Raw genomic sequence first — 16394 nt, 5'->3', positions numbered from 1 at the left:
AGCAGACGGTTACCCCTAACCTTAGGAAATAACAGACTGCTCTAAATCTAAGAATGCCACTTACTTCTGATTCAATTGTTGCTCTTCGTTATCTTCGCTAATGTCGTCTTGCGCAATGTTGACAGGTGTCGTATTTGGAGCATTTTCTAACGTGTCGTTCACAAAAGCCATATCTTGATTTTTCGCATTCATATTCGTTGTGCCTGTGTATTTGTCTCTATGCTTCTTATTTTCCATTTTGTTCATCCTTTCAAGGGCATTTTAACTTTCAGCTATAACGTTTACACTTGAGGTTGTTTTTATTCTCCATAAAAAGGAAACGTTATGAACCTGCTGATAGCTGGGCGAAACGGCATGGAAGAAGCCTAGAGGTTTTGTAGTTCGTTGATACAAAATCCGTTATAATGGAGAAATAGATGGAAACAAAAGGAGAAGAGATCCTATGAATCAGACAAGTATCAAACATATGGTAGTATTTAATTTACACGCAGGAAAAGATACACTGGAAGCAGAACAATTTCTAAAAAGCAGTGCCCAGGAACTGGCAGCAATACCTGGTGTTGAGCAATTTGAAGTGTTTCGTCAAGTTAGCACAAAGACAGATTATGATTATGGATTTTCAATGGTATTTGCAGATCGAGCGGCTTATCAAGCTTACAATGTACATCCGGTACATATCCATTATGTTGCGGAGCGTTGGGTAAAAGAAGTAAGTCGGTTTCAAGAAATCGACTTGACTATTTTTGAGTGAGGTTCTCTTATGAAACCATTGAAATTAGCGAAAGAAGAAAAGGAATTGTTGATTGACGACTTGCAAGGCCATCTGGAGTTGGACCACAATATTGAATTAGGGCGTTTGGCCACGGAACAATTAATCGATTATATGCTTCAACAACTGACTGTCCCTATTTATAACCAGGCCATAGAAGATGCTGGTAAGACATTGATGGAAAGAATGGGTTCATTGGAAGAAGACCTCTATGCCATGAAGTTAACGAAAAAAATAGCACGAAGATAGCATGGACATGGAAGGTTGAGGGGGGATCACGAGCCATTTGAACAAGTCCGAAGAGCTGTTTGATATCTATGATGAAAAGATGAATAGGCTTGGGGAGGCTCCGCGCTCAGAAGTGCATGCGAAAGGGCTGTGGCATCGCACTTTTCAGTGTTGGATCGTTAGCCTTGAAGGGAAAGAACCTAGTCTCTTACTCCAGCTAAGACATCCAGAGAAGGATCTGTTTCCGAATTTGCTGGACATTTCCTGCGCCGGGCATCTTGCAGCCGGAGAAAACACGGAAGACGGTGTGAGGGAGTTAGAGGAAGAGCTTGGACTGAAGGTCGATTTCAGTGATTTAATCCCTTGCGGGGTGTTTGCAGAAGAAGATCTTATTTCGGATCAACTCATTGATCGTGAGTTTTGTCATGTGTTTATATATCGCTGCGACCAACCACTGAATCGTTTTATACTGCAGCCTGATGAGGTAAGCGGTCTGTTCGCAGTAAGTGTCGTAGACCTAGAGCGTTTAGTTTATCAAGAAACAAAAGAAATAATGGCAAGTGGTTATAAAATGGGTGGTGAAGGTGAGTTAGATAAAACAAGTCTGCTTCTGACCTTAGATAATTTGGTGCCGCATCCAGTCTCTTATTTTGATCTTGTGTTTCGTGCGTTAAGGGAAAATAGCTGGGCTGAATGAAAAAGAACCGTATCGGGTGACCCAATCGGTTCTCATTGCGTACATACCATTTTTTAGACGAAATACTTGTTCGCTATGTAGGCATAAGCGATATAACAGACAATGGAGAGTCCGATACAGACAATACCAAGAGCTGTTTTCCGCTTAAACAAAAGCAAGAATCCGGCACTAAATGCTGATCCTATAATTAGCAATGAAATAAAAGTTAGAACACCCATCGATACTTATCTCCTTAACCTTTGTTTACGTAATCACGCACCATGTCTTCAGTTACATAAGAACGGAGCGGAGAAATACCTTCTTTGGCATGGGCGATGATTTGGGCTGTTATGGCGTTGATCGCATCAACGTTAAAAGACAGCCCGCTTCTGCACAGATCTACAGCAGCGTCAATAGCTTGCTCACGCTGCGCATCTAGCTCTGCGAACCTAACGAGATGTAGGTGCTGTGCATTCGAATGTTTGGTTATCGCTTCATGTACATTCATCTTAAAGTTCTCCTTTAGTGACCAGATTCTAATCTAGTATACACGATTGAATAGGTGAGGAACAGTTTTTGCAAGAGGAAATTCGAACAATAATCGACATTACAAACTTAACCTCATTAATAATTAATGTCATTAATTAAGTGAGAGGGTGACAGATTTGAAATCCTATTCATTTCAAGCTCAAATTCAGAAACATGACGGCATGGATGCCGCTTACATTACATTTCCGTATGATGTAGGGAAACCCGTGAAACGCATGGAGCAAGCGATAACAAGACTGACAGAAGCCTCGGAGTGAAACTAATGAACTCGTTACCGATTGAATCCATACTTCCTCAATTGAAAGATGTTTTGCGAACAAATCCTTGTGCGATCTTGGTCGCTCAGCCTGGTGCGGGCAAAACAACGCAAGTACCGCTTGCTATTCTGCAAGAGTCTTGGCTGCAAAACCAAAAGATACTAATGCTTGAGCCTAGAAGACTGGCAGCTCGTGCGGCTGCTCGCTATATGTCGAAGCTTCGTGGTGAAGAAGTTGGGCAGACCATTGGTTATCGGGTGAAAAATGACTCGAGGGTTGGACCGAACACACGAATTGAAGTGATAACGGAAGGCGTTCTTACGCGCATGCTTCAAACAGATCCTGCCCTGGAAGGGGTGGGGGCTGTTATTTTTGATGAATTTCATGAGCGGAGCTTACATGCAGATTTGGGGTTGGCGCTTAGCAGGCAATCACAAACCCTTTTACGTGAGGATCTGCGAATTCTTATTATGTCGGCTACGATCGAGGCCAACACGATTTCAGCCATGCTTGATCATGCACCCATTATTCAAAGTGAAGGGCGAACTTATCCTGTTGTAACTCACTATCTGGATGCGAAAATGACGAGTAAAATAGAACAGGCTGTAGTAACAAGCATCCAACGCGCCTTGCAAATGAATGAAGGCAGTTTGCTCGTCTTTCTTCCGGGAGCAGCTGAAATCCATCGTGTTGCTAACGGCCTTGCTGCGCTTAAATTAGGGAAAGAGATAGAGATCACACCTCTGTATGGTAATCTCCCCCAAGAAGCGCAGGACCAAGCCCTGGCTGTAAGTTCGCCTGGGCATCGGAAGATTGTGCTGGCCACTTCGATTGCCGAGACAAGCTTAACCGTCGAAGGCGTCACGGTCGTTATCGACAGCGGGCTCATGCGCGTGCCCCGCTTCTCGCCACGCACCGGCATGACCCGCCTTACGACGGTGCATGTGTCTATCGCCTCTGCAGATCAGCGCAGAGGCCGTGCCGGTCGTCTCGGTCCAGGCGTGTGTTACCGCCTGTGGACCGAGACCGAGCAGCGGCAGCTCCCGCTGAGCAGCACGCCAGAGATCCGCGAAGCGGATCTGGCGCCGCTCGCGCTGGAGCTGGCCGCCTGGGGCGTGCCAGACCCAGCTTCGCTGGTCTGGCTAGACCCGCCGCCAGCTGCTGCGTATCATCAGGCGCGGGAACTGCTCGTGCAGCTTGGCGCGCTGCACGAGGATGGGGGCTTAAGCGCGCACGGCAAACGCCTAGCGTCGCTAGGTCTGCACCCGCGGCTTGCGCACATGGTGCTGCAAGCCATACCGCTTGAGCTCGGCGCGTTGGCGTGCGAGCTAGCGGTCATGCTGAACGAGCGCGATTTCATGCGCGAAGCTAGGGGCCAAGATGCGGATGTACGCACCCGCATCGAAGTGCTCTGGCGCGCTGCGCAGGGCGAGCAGCGCGCAGACGTTGACTTTGGCTTATGCCGCCGCATCGCGGCGGAAGCCAAAGTGCTCATGCAGCAGCTCGGCATCCGGCCGAGCGGGAATAAAGCGAATGCGAGCGGATTGCTGCTCGCATTCGCTTATCCCGACCGCATCGCGCAGCGGCGGTCGACAGGGCGGTTCCTGCTCAGCAGCGGGCGGGGCGCTGTGCTGCCCGAGCTGCAGCCGCTCTCGAACGAGCGTTATCTTGTCGCCGCCGAGCTGGACGATAACGGAGCGGAGAGCCGTATTTATTTGGCAGCCCCGATTCAGGAGGACGAGCTGCTTGAAGCCTTTGAGGGCCGCTTGCTGAAAGAGCAAGAAGTGGTATGGGAACAGGCAACGGGTTCCGTTAAAGCAAGACAGCGCCTTCGGTTAGGTGCCATTATCATCAAAGAAAACCCTTTGCAGGATCCAAACCCTGACTTAGTGCTGCAAGCTTTGATTTCCGGTATTCAAGCAGAATCTTTGGAGCTGCTGCCTTGGACTCGGAGTGCGAGGCAGCTTCAACAGCGCGTTATGTTTTTGCATCGATTTGATGTAGAATGGCCAGATATGGGGGACGCCAATTTGCATGCTTCCTTAGAGGACTGGCTAGGGCCCCATCTTTACGGTTTGAAAAGCAAAGGGGCTTTAGGGCGTCTTAACTTGACAAACATATTAGAAGAAATGCTAACATGGGAGCAGCGCCGATGGTTAGAAGAGTGGGCGCCAACGCACATTCAGGTACCCAGCGGATCACGTATTCCCGTTGATTATAGCGTCAGTGAGTCGCCTTCTTTATCGGTTCGATTGCAAGAAATGTTTGGTTTAGCCGATACCCCGCGGATCGCGAAGGGTAGGGTGCCCGTGACCTTACACTTATTATCGCCTGCTCAGCGTCCTGTTCAGGTGACGAAGGACTTGGCGAGCTTTTGGCGGGATGCTTATTTCGAAGTCAAAAAAGATCTAAAAGGCCGATACCCCAAACATTACTGGCCGGATGATCCGATGGCGGCGATACCGACAAATCGAGCTAAACCGCGTTCCTAACCTAATTTGCACGAGAAGGGAACTGAGCAAGCCATGACAATCCACTCCGTACCGGAGGAATTCGTCATTTATGTATCTGCTGGTTTCGCCACAGCACCTTATTTCCTTGATACTTTCGCGGCGGAACTAGCTGCTCGTTTTGAACAAGCAGGTTCACGTGTCCAAGTCGTTATCCATTATCCGTATGGTGATTGGACGCGGCGCAAGCAAGTGCAGCTCCGAGAAATTACCAGTGATCTATGGAACAATGCACATCGGAAAAGGTCTCATTATGGTGGGAAAAGCTTGTTGAAGTTGATCACCGACAACCTTGTCCCTAGACAGCAGCTGCTGCTAATCGGACATAGTGCAGGAGCTGTGGCTTCTATTCTGGCGGCTGATGCTCTTATGAAAGAGGGGGTTTCCATCCTCGGTGTGGTCCAAATTGGATCGCCGAAATGTGCGATTCCTCCATCGTTAAAGAGTCGTGTTCTTTATCTTGATGCTGCCAATCAGTTGGATAATAAATCCAATGATCCCGTACCGAGACTGGGCACATGGGGTGGCTGGATGAGTACGTGCTTGGGGTTGCGCCGTTGGAATCGCATGAAACATGCTCCTTCTCATCGACAAACCTTACCTCTAGTAGGTGGACATGCAGATTATTTCAGAAATCACAATCCCTATATATGGAATGAAACAACGAACCTGCAAACCACAATAAACACGATTTGGACTTGGTTACAACGAATAGAAAAGGATGATGAACATGATTGAAATTCTAAAAGCGAGCATGGAACACAGCAAAGAAGAAGGCTACCTCGGGCAAGTGCAATTCAAGGTGGAAGGCCATGAGCATCCATACGAAATTACCCTACAAAGCAAACGGGGGAAAGATGACTGGAGCTACGCGCTTCACTTCTTACAGGAATCAGGCAAAGAAGAGGATATTGAAGCAGTTGAAGACTTGCTGGAAGACGATGAATGGTTTGATATGCTCGTAGACGCAGCTCAAAAAACCTTAGTGAAGTAAGACATTCAGCTTATATAATGATCGCTAGGATAGGAGAAAACGTCGATGGATCCTGGGGTAAAGGCAACGCTCAAGATGAGCTATGATCAACATGCTCGATTGCGGGATGGGGATACAGTTCAGTCGTGGAAAGTAGATGAGATGGATCGTTTTTTGGCTAGGCTGCAGGCAGCTGATAAGGGTAGTGGACAACGGATTGTAGATCTTGGAAGCGGTCCTGGCCATCAAGCGATTTATTTGAAAAATCATGGATGCCAAGTCACTTGCGTTGATTTATCCGATGAAATGGTGAACATTTGTCTTCAAAAAGGACTCGAAGCCTTCGCCATGGATTTCTACACCTTGGATTTGGAGCCGGAGTCGTTTGACGCTATATGGACGATGAATGCACTGCTTCATGTACCAAAGGATAGTTTTCTGCAAGTTCTAGCTAATATGGAGCGAGTGCTGAAACCAGACGGTTACTTGTACATGGGCCTTTATGGCGGGTACGAAAGCGAAGGGATTTGGGAATTGGACTCGTACAGACCTCAACGCTTTTTCTCCTTCTACGAAGATGAGCACATTCAGAGAAAAGTAAGTGAAGTATTCGACATTGAACACTTTTCTGTTCTACCGATGGAGGGCATGCAGGTCGATTACCAATCGATCTTTGCCAGGAAGAAGCGAGCGAACTCTCTCCCAGGACCGAAGTAACACAAACGCCGGAATGATTTCGTGAAAAGGAAGCCTAATTAGTTCAGAAATAGTCGAACTAATTAGGCTTATTTTCGTTAATAGCTGATCGGAATGAATAAGAGTCATGCTGCATTCGCAATTTGACTCACCCTCATTTAGAACAATCTCCTGGCCGTGACAAAACGCTTTTTCCATTTTTCATCGAAGTCTGCGATGTGTACGCCGAGCTCTTTCGAATAAGTATGAAGCATTTTCCCGTCTCCCGCATAGATGCCTACGTGGCCGATATCGAGCCCACGAGCGCTGAAGAACAATAGATCGCCTTTGCGTATTTGATCGATTCCGATTTCTTTCCCTTTCTGGGCTTGGTCGTAGGAGACTCGTGGAAGATCGAGGGACAGCACTTCGTTAAAAAGATGTCGTACGAAAGAAGAGCAATCGAACGTATTGGTTTGGCCGGAAGCGGCACCGAACTCGTAAGGGGTTCCCATAAATTTGGACCCGTAAGTGAGCAACTCATCCGCTTTTTTCTCGGCCAACGCAGGGTTCGTATAATCGGTATACATCGGTATGGCTGAGATAAAGCCAATCGTATTGTCTTTGGTCTGAACCTCCAACCAATTTGCGTCGATTTCTCGGATCACGTGGATTCTCTCGTTTTTCGGAAGAATACGTAGGACGCGGGTATCTGTATCTTTCGCTGGAGAGTCACGTAGGTTGACGCCGTATTCGATAGTGGTTTCATAGTCATGAGCTGTTGAAATGGTAATGGAACGGGAATATTCATGCCATTTCACAAGATTGCCTAGCGTTTCGCTAATAAATCGCACCGGAACCATCGTAAACCCGTCGATAATTTTGCCTGGCACGGGCATCTCCAGCCGTTCTTGGTTTTTATAAGCAGCTGTTTCTCCGATTCGGTATGTAAGGACAATGCCATCTTTAATGGCAGTGACTGTTCTTGTGTTCTCATCCCAAGAAATTTTTGCTCCCTCAGCCTCAAAAATGGCACGCATCGGGACGAGGCTATAACCGTTTTCGATAACAGGGGGAGTCTGAAAGGACATCGGATTCCCATCCAGAAATACGGAAGGCGAAGGATTCGCCTCAGCTTGTACCGACGTTGTCTGGAGAAACATCATGGTCAGCAGCGTAAACGCTGTGCCTGTAAGAAAGCTGGTTTTAATCTTCATGTTCATACACCCTTACTAAGTTTTCTTTGATAATATATAGACGCATCTGCTTGGGTGTTAGTTGCTTTCCAATTTGTGGGAATCATAATAGCGCAAAATACATTGAAACACCAGAAAGTTTAATCATTTGATAAGCCTATATGCTAAAATGTGGATAGCATTTTTTTAAATCACATCCAAACCAAAGGAGCAGAATGATGAATCAACACACATCGGGATCACAACAAATCACAGCATTTGCTGAGAAGAAAGTTACCTGGCTGGAACTTTTCTATGATCTGCTTTTTGTAGCGGCAGTTTCAAAAGCGAGTCATGTCTTGCTACATGTCGAAAATGGATCCATTCCAGTTGAATACTTAGCCAAATTCGTCCTCATATTTATTCCGATTTGGTGGGCTTGGGTGGGGCAATCCCTCTTTGTAAACCGGTTTGGAAGAGATATCTTATCACACCGAATATTTCTGATTTTGCAATTATTTTTTGTGCTCATAATGACGGCGAGTCTATCGGTTAATTTTGACCAATACTATGTTCCATTCTTAATAGGCTATATTGGTTTAAGAGCGATGACAGCCATCCAATATCTTTCGGTACAAAAAAAAGAAGAAGCACATAGAAAGATCACTGCCCGTTATTTAGGAAGCCGCTTTTGGATTGGATTGGTGATTTCTTCTTGCTCACTTTTTTTCGACTCATGGATTCGCTATGCAGTTTTGTATGCGGGAATAACAGTAGACATTTTTCTCCCATTAATCGGTCGGCACTACTTGGTGAAAAGTCCCATAAATACGCATCATCTATTAGAGCGCTTCTCGTTGTTTACACTTATTCTTCTTGGTGAATCCGTAATCAGTATACTTGCAGTCTTGCAGTCTAGCGACTGGACGTGGCAATCTATTGTATTTGCGTCAATGACTTTTTTATTAATTATTGCTATATGGTGGCAATATTTTGACAATGTTGAAAAGAAAGTGAATAAGACATTAGAAACTGCGGGGCAAACTATCATTTATGGCCATTTATTCATTTATTTATCCATGTGTATGATTGCAGCATCGATCCAATTGTTATTTTTGAAACAATTAAATTATTCATTTATGTTAAGCTTTATTTTTGGATCTGTACTGCTCTACTTTTTCTCAACTACGTTGGTTTTCCATAAATATCGACACGCACATCAAAGACTAGGTATATATCGTTTAGTGTTATTAGTAGGATTACTTGGGATTTTTTTCGCGGTGGATTTGTTTTTTCTTTTACCAAATTACATGATTATTGGAGAAGTGACGCTGTTTTTTGGCGTATATGCTAAATTAACAACTTGAATTTTTAGATAAATGAACCAAGACAAACATCGTGCCGGATCTTATTGCCATCCTCATATAATGTGGGTAGGTTGTTATACCTTGAAGGATATGAGGAAGGATGATGGCATTGGCCCGAAGACGGACGTTATCCAGCTTAGATAATGACATACAAGCTGTGAAGAGAGATGTTAGGAAGCTTGAACAGCCCATAACATCAGACAGATTAGCAAGGAGGGCAGTAACGAGCAGGGAACTTGCTCAAAGATCTGTTAGTGGATCCAAGATAGCAAGGAGGGCCATCACAATAGACAAACTTGCTCCCAGCGTCGTTAACAATATCACATCAAACATTGTGCAATTAATAAGTGCTAGTGCATTAAGCGTCGCAACAGCTGCTAGTCAAGCAAGTGACGCTGCCGGACCTCAGGGACCTATGGGGTTCCAAGGGCCAGCCGGAGTTCAAGGGATAACAGGTACTCAAGGTGCGTTAGGATCACAAGGACCTGTTGGATCGACGGGCCCACAAGGAGCGGAAGGCCCTACTGGGGCGGCTGGAATACCAGGACCAACAGGTGCTCAAGGACTCCAAGGTACGCAAGGTCCCGAGGGGCCGACTGGGATGCCAGGTTCTTCTGGAATTGTCGATGTTCGATTCGGAGGAAGTAACACTCCTGTCCCATTTATCATTACCCAAGGATCGGGAGATGCAACAGCAGAGTTATTTTTACCCCCAATTACATTGCTGCCTAATCAGGTGGTCAAATTAGATGCATTTGCGAATGTTAATTTTATCGTCGTTCAAAATTATTCGGTGGATAGCTCCATATCCAGAAATCTAGGGGATATCGTAACAACGGATCATGCTGTAATGATCCAAAATCAGGATCAGCCCTTTTTTCCGCAAGCAGCTGTAACGACTTCTCTAACTTGGGTGGATAATCCGGGTCCAGGCACCTATAATTACTCGTTTACAATTACAGGTTCAGCTAACGGTATATCAGACGCTTCTATAAATAGTAGGGGATTAACCGCCATGGTTATTACCGTAACACAGTAAGTAATAAAAAACGTTTATTCAAAAAAATGGAAATAAGGCTGGACACAAGTCGTGTTCAACCTTATTTTTAATATATGGAAACATATGAAAACCAAATTATGTAGGGGGGGCCATTTTATGAAAATAACGGATGTTCCATTTTGCACAATTGACTGGAGTGGAATAAGCGCTACTCAACATCCTGGAATTGAAGGTAATGCGTATTGGCGTACATTTGAAATGGGAAACATAAGGGTGCGAATGGTAGAATATACGCCTGGATATATAGCTGACCATTGGTGTAATAGAGGTCACGTTCTATTAGTACTAGATGGTGAATTGTATACTGAACTTTCAGATGGAAGAGAATTTAAACTCACGCCAGGAGTCAGTTATCAAGTGGCTGATGATGCAAATCCACATAGGTCTTACACGAAAACTGGAGCAAAATTATTTATTGTTGACTAATAACTGATTTGCTGCCTTTATAGCGCTAATCGGCTAACTAAGTTATGCACCTCCTTATAATTCAAAATATTAGATTTACGGTAAAAAGATGCAAGTGAAAGGAGAATGAATGAAAACCTATATTTATTTTATTCGGCATGGGATAGCCCCATTTTCAATTGAACATGAACGAACAGGTGGCACTAGACTTTCTGAACAAGGGGAATTAGACGCTAAGAGAGTGGCTGAGATATTAAGTAACGAAGACATTGATGTTATTGTTTCTAGTTCATATTTTCGAGCATTAGAAACGGTTAGTCCGTTGGCAGAGCTATTAAAGAAAGAAATTATTCCATACATAGAGCTTATAGAGAGACCAATCGCTAGCTTGAATTACGCAGTATCCGAAGAGGAATTATTAATTGGAATTGAACAATCTTTTGTCGATATTGATTTTTGCCTGCCCGAGGGAGAAACAACAAGACAGGCGCAAGAACGGGCTATACCTTTAATTATGAAATTACTATCTGACTTTAAAGGCAAGAAAATCGCTATAGGTACACACGGAAATATAATGACGATCATATTAAATTATTTTGATGCTAATTACGGATTTGAATTTTGGAAACAGACCACTAAACCTGATATTTATAGACTAGAGTTTGAAGAAAAGGAATTAAATCTTGTTGAGAGGTTGTGGAATTAATGAAACCATCCGGTCATCAAAAAGTAGTTGATTTTTTGAACAATCTTGAACATCCCCAGAAGAAGGAAATAGAAGAAGTTCGAAAAATCATTTTAAGCGCAAATGAACACATTACGGAACATATTAAATGGAATGCACCAAGTTTCTGTTTTAATAATGAAGATCGGGTGACCTTTAATTTGCAAGGGAAAGGATTTTTTAGGCTTGTGTTTCATTGTGGAGCCAAGATAAAAGATCATGCAGGGAATGGACCGCTTTTTGACGACACAACAGGCTTATTAGATTGGGTTGCCGATGATAGAGCTATTGTCAAATTAACCGATATGAGCGATGTGGAGGATAAGAAAGAGAAGCTTGCAGAAGTTGTAGCGAGATGGATTGAAGTGACAAGTTCCTAGTTAGACATTCAGTAAGATTCAATTATCGGTCGGCGAACAGATACCACACACGTACTTTAGCATAAATCGTTAATTGTCCTGGTTGGATCGGGGTAACCGTACTTTTGGAAAGCATGGTGGTTGCATAGGGGATGGGTTCGGAGGGTCCGGTCATTTCTTGAATTTGGCTGGGGACTGTGACAAGAGTAACTCCTAGTGTATTTGCTATGGTCACTGCCTTTTGACGGGCGTTTCGAATGGCAAGCGATAAGGCCTGATTCTCGTAAAATTCTGGCTGTGAAGTCGTAAACTTAATGTCGGTGATGTTATTGGCACCACTGGAAACGGCGGTATCAACGAGAATTCCTGTCAGTTCTACTCTGTCGTTGGTGATTTGCAAGAGATGGGTTACTTTATAGCCTCGAAAAATTTGCTTACCATCTTGATAATCGTACTGGATTTCAATTCCAAAATCATACGTCTGTATCTTTTCCCGGGGGATGTTTAGTTTTAATAAGGATTGAATGATAGTGGTTACTATTTTTGCGTTTTCGGTTTGGACAGCAGGTAAGACTGGACCTTCGGTTATGGCTCCTAGCACCACTATCGCCCTGTCGGGAGCTGCAGCCGCTGTTCCTATACCTAGGACTTCTATTGTAGGTGGGCATTTATATTGAGAAAATGAGGCCGACTTATTAACTGGATAATTGCACATAGAAGGACTCCTTTCAAGTAAAGGGCATAATCTAATGTATGGAAATGTGTGGACTAAAATTCTTATATAAAAAGGGACTGTCAATCGACAGCCCCTTTTACTTTTTAAATAGCGATCGTGTCTGAATAGGGTGGAAGGTGAAACAGGATTCTCAATTCAACATATGGTCCATATCTTTTAGTAAGATCTTGTTCTTGCGAAAGGGTGGTTAAATTGTTGTATTCGCCTCATTTGATTACACGAAAAATTATGCCAGAAAATCAAGAGTTCCCAATGCTGTCACTGTCCAGTCGAATCACGCCAGAACATCTTTTTTATATCCGAAACCATTTTCCATATCCGAATGTGGACATGCGAACTTGGGGACTTTCTATCGAAGGATGTGTAAACAAACCGATTTATTTTCGGTATTATGATCTCTTGAATATGCCCCAAGTTACATTGCCTGTAACGCTCGAATGTGTTGGCGATAAGAGATCGTTTTTTCATCCGAAAACTCGTGGCGAGCAGTGGGGACTAGGGGCAATTAGTCATGCTGTTTGGACAGGGGTTCGTCTTCAAGATTTATTGCATGCAGCAGATGTTCAAAGGAATGCACGTGAAGTGACGTTCGAGGGCATGGATAAAGGAGTTCGAACGGATATGCCAGGCGTGTTTTCCTATACAAGAAGTTTATCTCTCGAACAGTCTCTGCATCCCGATACCATTATAGCTCTTTATATGAATGGAAAGCGGCTACCCTTCCGTCATGGTTATCCAGCTAGATTAATTGCTCCAGGTTGGTATGGAATGGCTTCAGTCAAATGGCTTCACCGTATCGTCGTTATAGAGGAACACTTCCAAGGACCTTTCCAAGTCGTGGATTATGTATATGATCGAAAACCATTAACGCCATCCTCCCCTGAACCGGTTACAACCATTCGGCTGAATTCGACCATTGCCCGACCATCAGACCAGGAGGTATTGGCAAAAGGGGAGAATTGGGTATGGGGTACGGCGATATCTGGCAGAGATCCAGTTGATCTGGTTGAGATAAGTATCGACAACGGCAATACCTGGATGGCAGCATCTTGGTTAGAACAACATGAAGCATATTCTTGGAGGCGTTGGTGTTGGAGATGGACGGTAACTGAATCCGGAACCTACGACATTAAAGTCAGAGCTAAGGATGCTGCAGGTAACGTTCAAAGTGAAATCGCAGATTGGAATGTAAAAGGTTATGGCTATAATGCGATACAGCACATACGTGTTTATGTGGATTGACTATGGCTTCATACCGGGAAGCTGAAACCGAATGATCAAATGCCATCAGAAATGAAATAGCCGAGCAATTTTAGATGAGCCGTATATCTGACTATATTTTTCCTCATATCGTAAGAGGAGCGGAATCAGCCTTACGTGCCAGAGGATACAGACTGCTCTTGTCATCCACAGACAATGATAAGGAAAATGAGAAGGAAAGTCTCGACATGATGATGAGTCAGCCCTTAAGCGGGCTTATTATTGAACCGACCAAAAGCGCAGAAAGTAATCCAAATTTAAGCTATTACCTCTCCTTAGACTATGAACATATTCCTTATTTGATGATTAATGAGCGGTACCCGGGATGAATTGTCCTTCTTTGGTCTTGGATGATGAAGAGGGCGGATTCAAGGCTGCTCAGCACTTAATTGAGCTTGGGCATCGCTGCATTGCTGGGTTCTTCAAGACCGATGACTTGCAAGGGGTTAATCGGCTGAAAGGTTTATTCGTGCTCATCATCACTATCAAATCCCGCTGTTACCGGAATTCGTCATTCATTATTCGACGGAGGAGAAGAGACACAAACCCTACGAAAGCGCACTAGCGATGCTAGGTCATGTGGATGAGCGGGCAACGGCTTTCGTTTGCTACAATGATGAGATAGCTATTTATCTACTTGAAGCTATACGTACAACAGGGCTTCAAGTGCCGCAGGATATCTCGCTGGTCGGTTTTGATGACTCTTCTTTAGCAACCGCAACTGAGGTCAAGCTGACGACACTTACGCATCCCAAAACGGAAATGGGCGTTGATGCAGCAGAGATATTGATCGATATGATACAGAATAAACGAGCAAATGGAAGTAAAACGGGGAAAGTCTACAAGCCGGAACTAATCGTCAGGGAGTCAACCATCCAAGTTTCACTTTCATAAAAAATGCATCTAGTCAACTTGTACGTACAAGTGATATACTGAATGTAAAATCAGCTGAAATTTGAAGGAGACTATCCATGTCTAAGAGATATGCGATTGGTGTTGACTATGGAACGGAATCTGGCCGTGCCGTATTGGTCGACTTGAGCGATGGTACTGAGGTTGCCGATCATGTAACGCCATACCCGCACAACGTTATTGATGAAAAGTTGCCCATATCTGGGATAAAGCTTGCGTATGATTGGGCTTTGCAGCATCCCCAAGACTACATCGATGTATTGACACAGTCTGTTCCCGCGGTTGTGAAGGCATCCGGTGTGAATCCAGCCGATATCATCGGGCTTGGTATTGATTTCACAGCATGTACGATGCTCCCGATTGATAAAGAGGGCCAGCCGCTTTGTTTCAATCCGGTACTGACGAATAATCCGCACAGCTGGGTGAAGTTATGGAAGCATCATGCGGCGCAAGATGAGGCAAACCTTATTAACGAGATCGCGGAAAGCAGAGGAGAATCGTTCCTTCTTCGTTACGGCGGCAAAATATCTTCCGAATGGATGATTGCGAAGGTTTGGCAAATCTTAAACGAAGCTCCTGATATTTATGAGCAAACCGATCGATTCTTGGAAGCAACAGATTGGGTCGTTTCGCAAATGACGGGTCAGTCTGACATCGTCCGTAACAGCTGTACCACGGGCTATAAGTCCATTTGGCACAAAAAAGACGGCTATCCGAGTAAAGATTTCTTTAAGGCTCTAGATCCTCGTCTTGAAAATTTGACAGAAACCAAGCTTCGCGGTGATGTCGTTCCACTCGGTACAAAAGCTGGTGAGCTAACTGAAGCAATGGCTAAATTGATGGGTCTGAAAGCAGGAACTGCCATTGCCGTTGGTAACGTAGATGCACACGCAGCTGTTCCTGGTGTAGGTGTGGTAACACCAGGTAAACTGGTCATGGCGATGGGGACTTCCATTTGTCATATGCTGCTGGGGACAGAAGAGAAAGAAGTTGAAGGAATGTGCGGCGTCGTAGAAGACGGCATTATTCCTGGATATTTGGGCTATGAAGCTGGTCAGTCGGCGGTTGGAGATATTTTCGCTTGGTATGTGGAGCAGGGGGTACCTGCTTATGTGCAAGCTGCGGCTGAGCAAGAAGGAACGAATGTACATGAATGGCTGGAACGCCATGCATCCGCTTACAAACCGGGAGAAACCGGTTTACTCGCCTTGGATTGGTGGAACGGTAATCGTTCCGTACTCGTTGACACTGAATTAATCGGTCTTATCTTAGGATTTTCTCTCTTAACGAAGCCAGAGGAAATTTACCGCACATTACTGGAAGCAACCGCGTTCGGAACACGTAAAATTGTCGATGCATTCCACAATAATGGTGTAGAAGTGCAAGAATTATACGCTTGTGGCGGGTTGCCGCAAAAAAATCGCCTGCTCATGCAAATATATGCCGATGTAACGAATCGGGAAATAAAAATCGCGGATTCCAAACAAACGCCAGCACTAGGTGCAGCGATGTTCGGGGCTGTTGCAGCAGGTGCTGCCAAAGGCGGTTATGATAATATCGTTGACGCTGCGCACAAAATGGCCCGTGTTCGTAAAGAAACGTTCAAGCCAATCGCTGAGAATGTTGCTGTCTATGAGCAGCTTTATCAGGAGTACAGCAAACTGCATGATTATTTTGGACGCGGAGAGAATGACGTGATGAAGAGACTTCGTTCTATTCGTGAGGAAGCTCGTCATTAGTTCGGATTTTTACATTCCCA

20 protein-coding genes and 1 pseudogene are annotated in these 16394 nt (G+C 44.7%); 16 read left to right on the top strand and 5 right to left on the bottom strand.

What is annotated here, in order from left to right; genetic code table 11:
- Nucleotides 1-60: 60 nt before the first annotated feature.
- Complete coding sequence (locus QFZ78_RS07355; protein ID WP_307546366.1) at nucleotides 61-237, bottom strand: hypothetical protein; 177 nt, start codon at nucleotides 235-237, stop codon at nucleotides 61-63.
- Between the two features lie 205 nt (nucleotides 238-442).
- On the opposite strand from QFZ78_RS07355, the gene QFZ78_RS07350 reads away from it, so the two are divergent.
- Genes QFZ78_RS07350 through QFZ78_RS07340 form a run of 3 tightly spaced genes read left to right on the top strand, consistent with a single transcriptional unit; the run spans nucleotide 443 to nucleotide 1694 of the window.
- A complete protein-coding gene (locus QFZ78_RS07350) occupies nucleotides 443-751 on the top strand; it encodes a Dabb family protein (RefSeq protein WP_307546365.1) in 309 nt (102 codons plus the stop codon).
- Nucleotides 752-760: 9 nt separating this feature from the next.
- Complete coding sequence (locus QFZ78_RS07345; RefSeq protein ID WP_307546364.1) at nucleotides 761-1018, top strand: DUF2164 domain-containing protein; 258 nt, start codon at nucleotides 761-763, stop codon at nucleotides 1016-1018.
- A gap of 37 nt (nucleotides 1019-1055) precedes the next feature.
- Nucleotides 1056-1694 (top strand): NUDIX hydrolase, encoded by a 639-nt coding sequence (locus QFZ78_RS07340; RefSeq protein ID WP_307546363.1) that lies wholly within the window; start codon nucleotides 1056-1058, stop codon nucleotides 1692-1694.
- A gap of 53 nt (nucleotides 1695-1747) precedes the next feature.
- On the opposite strand, the gene QFZ78_RS07335 is transcribed toward QFZ78_RS07340, so the two are convergent.
- Complete coding sequence (locus QFZ78_RS07335) at nucleotides 1748-1912, bottom strand: hypothetical protein (RefSeq protein WP_156389927.1); 165 nt, start codon at nucleotides 1910-1912, stop codon at nucleotides 1748-1750.
- Between the two features lie 14 nt (nucleotides 1913-1926).
- Nucleotides 1927-2181: a YpbS family protein gene (locus tag QFZ78_RS07330; RefSeq protein ID WP_307546362.1), complete on the bottom strand. Its 255-nt coding sequence runs from the start codon at nucleotides 2179-2181 to the stop codon at nucleotides 1927-1929.
- A 157-nt stretch (nucleotides 2182-2338) separates the two neighbouring features.
- On the opposite strand from QFZ78_RS07330, the gene QFZ78_RS07325 reads away from it, so the two are divergent.
- The 5 genes from QFZ78_RS07325 to QFZ78_RS07305 are packed head-to-tail and all read left to right on the top strand — an operon-like array spanning nucleotide 2339 to nucleotide 6679.
- Entirely contained in the window at nucleotides 2339-2479 is a 141-nt protein-coding gene (locus QFZ78_RS07325) for a hypothetical protein (RefSeq protein WP_307546361.1), read from the top strand.
- A 5-nt stretch (nucleotides 2480-2484) separates the two neighbouring features.
- Nucleotides 2485-4971, top strand: coding sequence for an ATP-dependent helicase HrpB (gene hrpB, locus QFZ78_RS07320; protein ID WP_307546360.1), 2487 nt, complete (start codon nucleotides 2485-2487; stop codon nucleotides 4969-4971).
- Nucleotides 4972-5004: 33 nt separating this feature from the next.
- Nucleotides 5005-5727, top strand: coding sequence for an alpha/beta hydrolase family protein (locus QFZ78_RS07315; RefSeq protein WP_307546359.1), 723 nt, complete (start codon nucleotides 5005-5007; stop codon nucleotides 5725-5727).
- On the top strand, nucleotides 5720-5983 hold the full coding sequence (locus QFZ78_RS07310) for a hypothetical protein (RefSeq protein WP_307546358.1): 264 nt from the start codon (nucleotides 5720-5722) through the stop codon (nucleotides 5981-5983). The genes QFZ78_RS07315 and QFZ78_RS07310 overlap by 8 nt, the downstream gene beginning before the upstream one ends.
- 45 nt (nucleotides 5984-6028) lie before the next feature.
- Nucleotides 6029-6679: a class I SAM-dependent methyltransferase gene (locus QFZ78_RS07305; protein ID WP_307546357.1), complete on the top strand. Its 651-nt coding sequence runs from the start codon at nucleotides 6029-6031 to the stop codon at nucleotides 6677-6679.
- Nucleotides 6680-6816: 137 nt separating this feature from the next.
- Here QFZ78_RS07305 and QFZ78_RS07300 read toward each other — a convergent pair whose 3' ends face one another.
- The gene (locus QFZ78_RS07300) at nucleotides 6817-7854 is read right to left on the bottom strand and encodes a stalk domain-containing protein (RefSeq protein ID WP_307546356.1); all 1038 of its coding nucleotides are present in this window, start codon (nucleotides 7852-7854) and stop codon (nucleotides 6817-6819) included.
- A 197-nt stretch (nucleotides 7855-8051) separates the two neighbouring features.
- Here QFZ78_RS07300 and QFZ78_RS07295 point away from each other — a divergent pair, with 197 nt between their 5' ends.
- The 5 genes from QFZ78_RS07295 to QFZ78_RS07275 all read left to right on the top strand — a co-directional run bounded on the left by QFZ78_RS07295 (nucleotide 8052) and on the right by QFZ78_RS07275 (nucleotide 11748).
- Complete coding sequence (locus QFZ78_RS07295; protein WP_307546355.1) at nucleotides 8052-9179, top strand: low temperature requirement protein A; 1128 nt, start codon at nucleotides 8052-8054, stop codon at nucleotides 9177-9179.
- 100 nt (nucleotides 9180-9279) lie between these two features.
- On the top strand, nucleotides 9280-10218 hold the full coding sequence (locus tag QFZ78_RS07290; protein ID WP_307546354.1) for a hypothetical protein: 939 nt from the start codon (nucleotides 9280-9282) through the stop codon (nucleotides 10216-10218).
- A 117-nt stretch (nucleotides 10219-10335) separates the two neighbouring features.
- Nucleotides 10336-10665 carry a DHCW motif cupin fold protein gene (locus QFZ78_RS07285; RefSeq protein WP_307546353.1) on the top strand — a complete coding sequence of 110 codons (330 nt, stop codon included), beginning with the start codon at nucleotides 10336-10338 and terminating at the stop codon, nucleotides 10663-10665.
- A gap of 109 nt (nucleotides 10666-10774) precedes the next feature.
- Nucleotides 10775-11350: a histidine phosphatase family protein gene (locus QFZ78_RS07280; protein ID WP_307546352.1), complete on the top strand. Its 576-nt coding sequence runs from the start codon at nucleotides 10775-10777 to the stop codon at nucleotides 11348-11350.
- Nucleotides 11350-11748, top strand: a complete 399-nt coding sequence (locus QFZ78_RS07275) for a DUF1801 domain-containing protein (protein WP_307546351.1) — start codon at nucleotides 11350-11352, stop codon at nucleotides 11746-11748. The genes QFZ78_RS07280 and QFZ78_RS07275 overlap by 1 nt, the downstream gene beginning before the upstream one ends.
- 22 nt (nucleotides 11749-11770) lie before the next feature.
- Here the strand turns inward: QFZ78_RS07275 and QFZ78_RS07270 are convergent, their stop codons facing one another.
- On the bottom strand, nucleotides 11771-12442 hold the full coding sequence (locus tag QFZ78_RS07270) for an SIMPL domain-containing protein (protein ID WP_307546350.1): 672 nt from the start codon (nucleotides 12440-12442) through the stop codon (nucleotides 11771-11773).
- 216 nt (nucleotides 12443-12658) lie between these two features.
- Between QFZ78_RS07270 and QFZ78_RS07265 the strand changes: the two genes are divergently transcribed.
- The 3 genes and pseudogenes from QFZ78_RS07265 (at nucleotide 12659) to QFZ78_RS07255 (ending at nucleotide 16374) form a co-directional block, all read left to right on the top strand.
- On the top strand, nucleotides 12659-13705 hold the full coding sequence (locus QFZ78_RS07265) for a sulfite oxidase (protein ID WP_307546349.1): 1047 nt from the start codon (nucleotides 12659-12661) through the stop codon (nucleotides 13703-13705).
- An 83-nt stretch (nucleotides 13706-13788) separates the two neighbouring features.
- Nucleotides 13789-14617 (top strand): annotated as a pseudogene (locus QFZ78_RS07260) (substrate-binding domain-containing protein); the annotation flags it as partial.
- Nucleotides 14618-14694: 77 nt separating this feature from the next.
- Entirely contained in the window at nucleotides 14695-16374 is a 1680-nt protein-coding gene (locus tag QFZ78_RS07255) for a ribulokinase (protein ID WP_307546348.1), read from the top strand.
- Nucleotides 16375-16394 lie beyond the last annotated feature (20 nt).

The sequence above is a fragment of the Paenibacillus sp. V4I5 genome (assembly GCF_030817255.1).
Classification (GTDB): Bacteria; Bacillota; Bacilli; order Paenibacillales; family NBRC-103111; genus Paenibacillus_E.
Note: the sequence above shows the minus strand (reverse complement) of the source record. Positions and strands in the feature narration are given on the sequence as shown.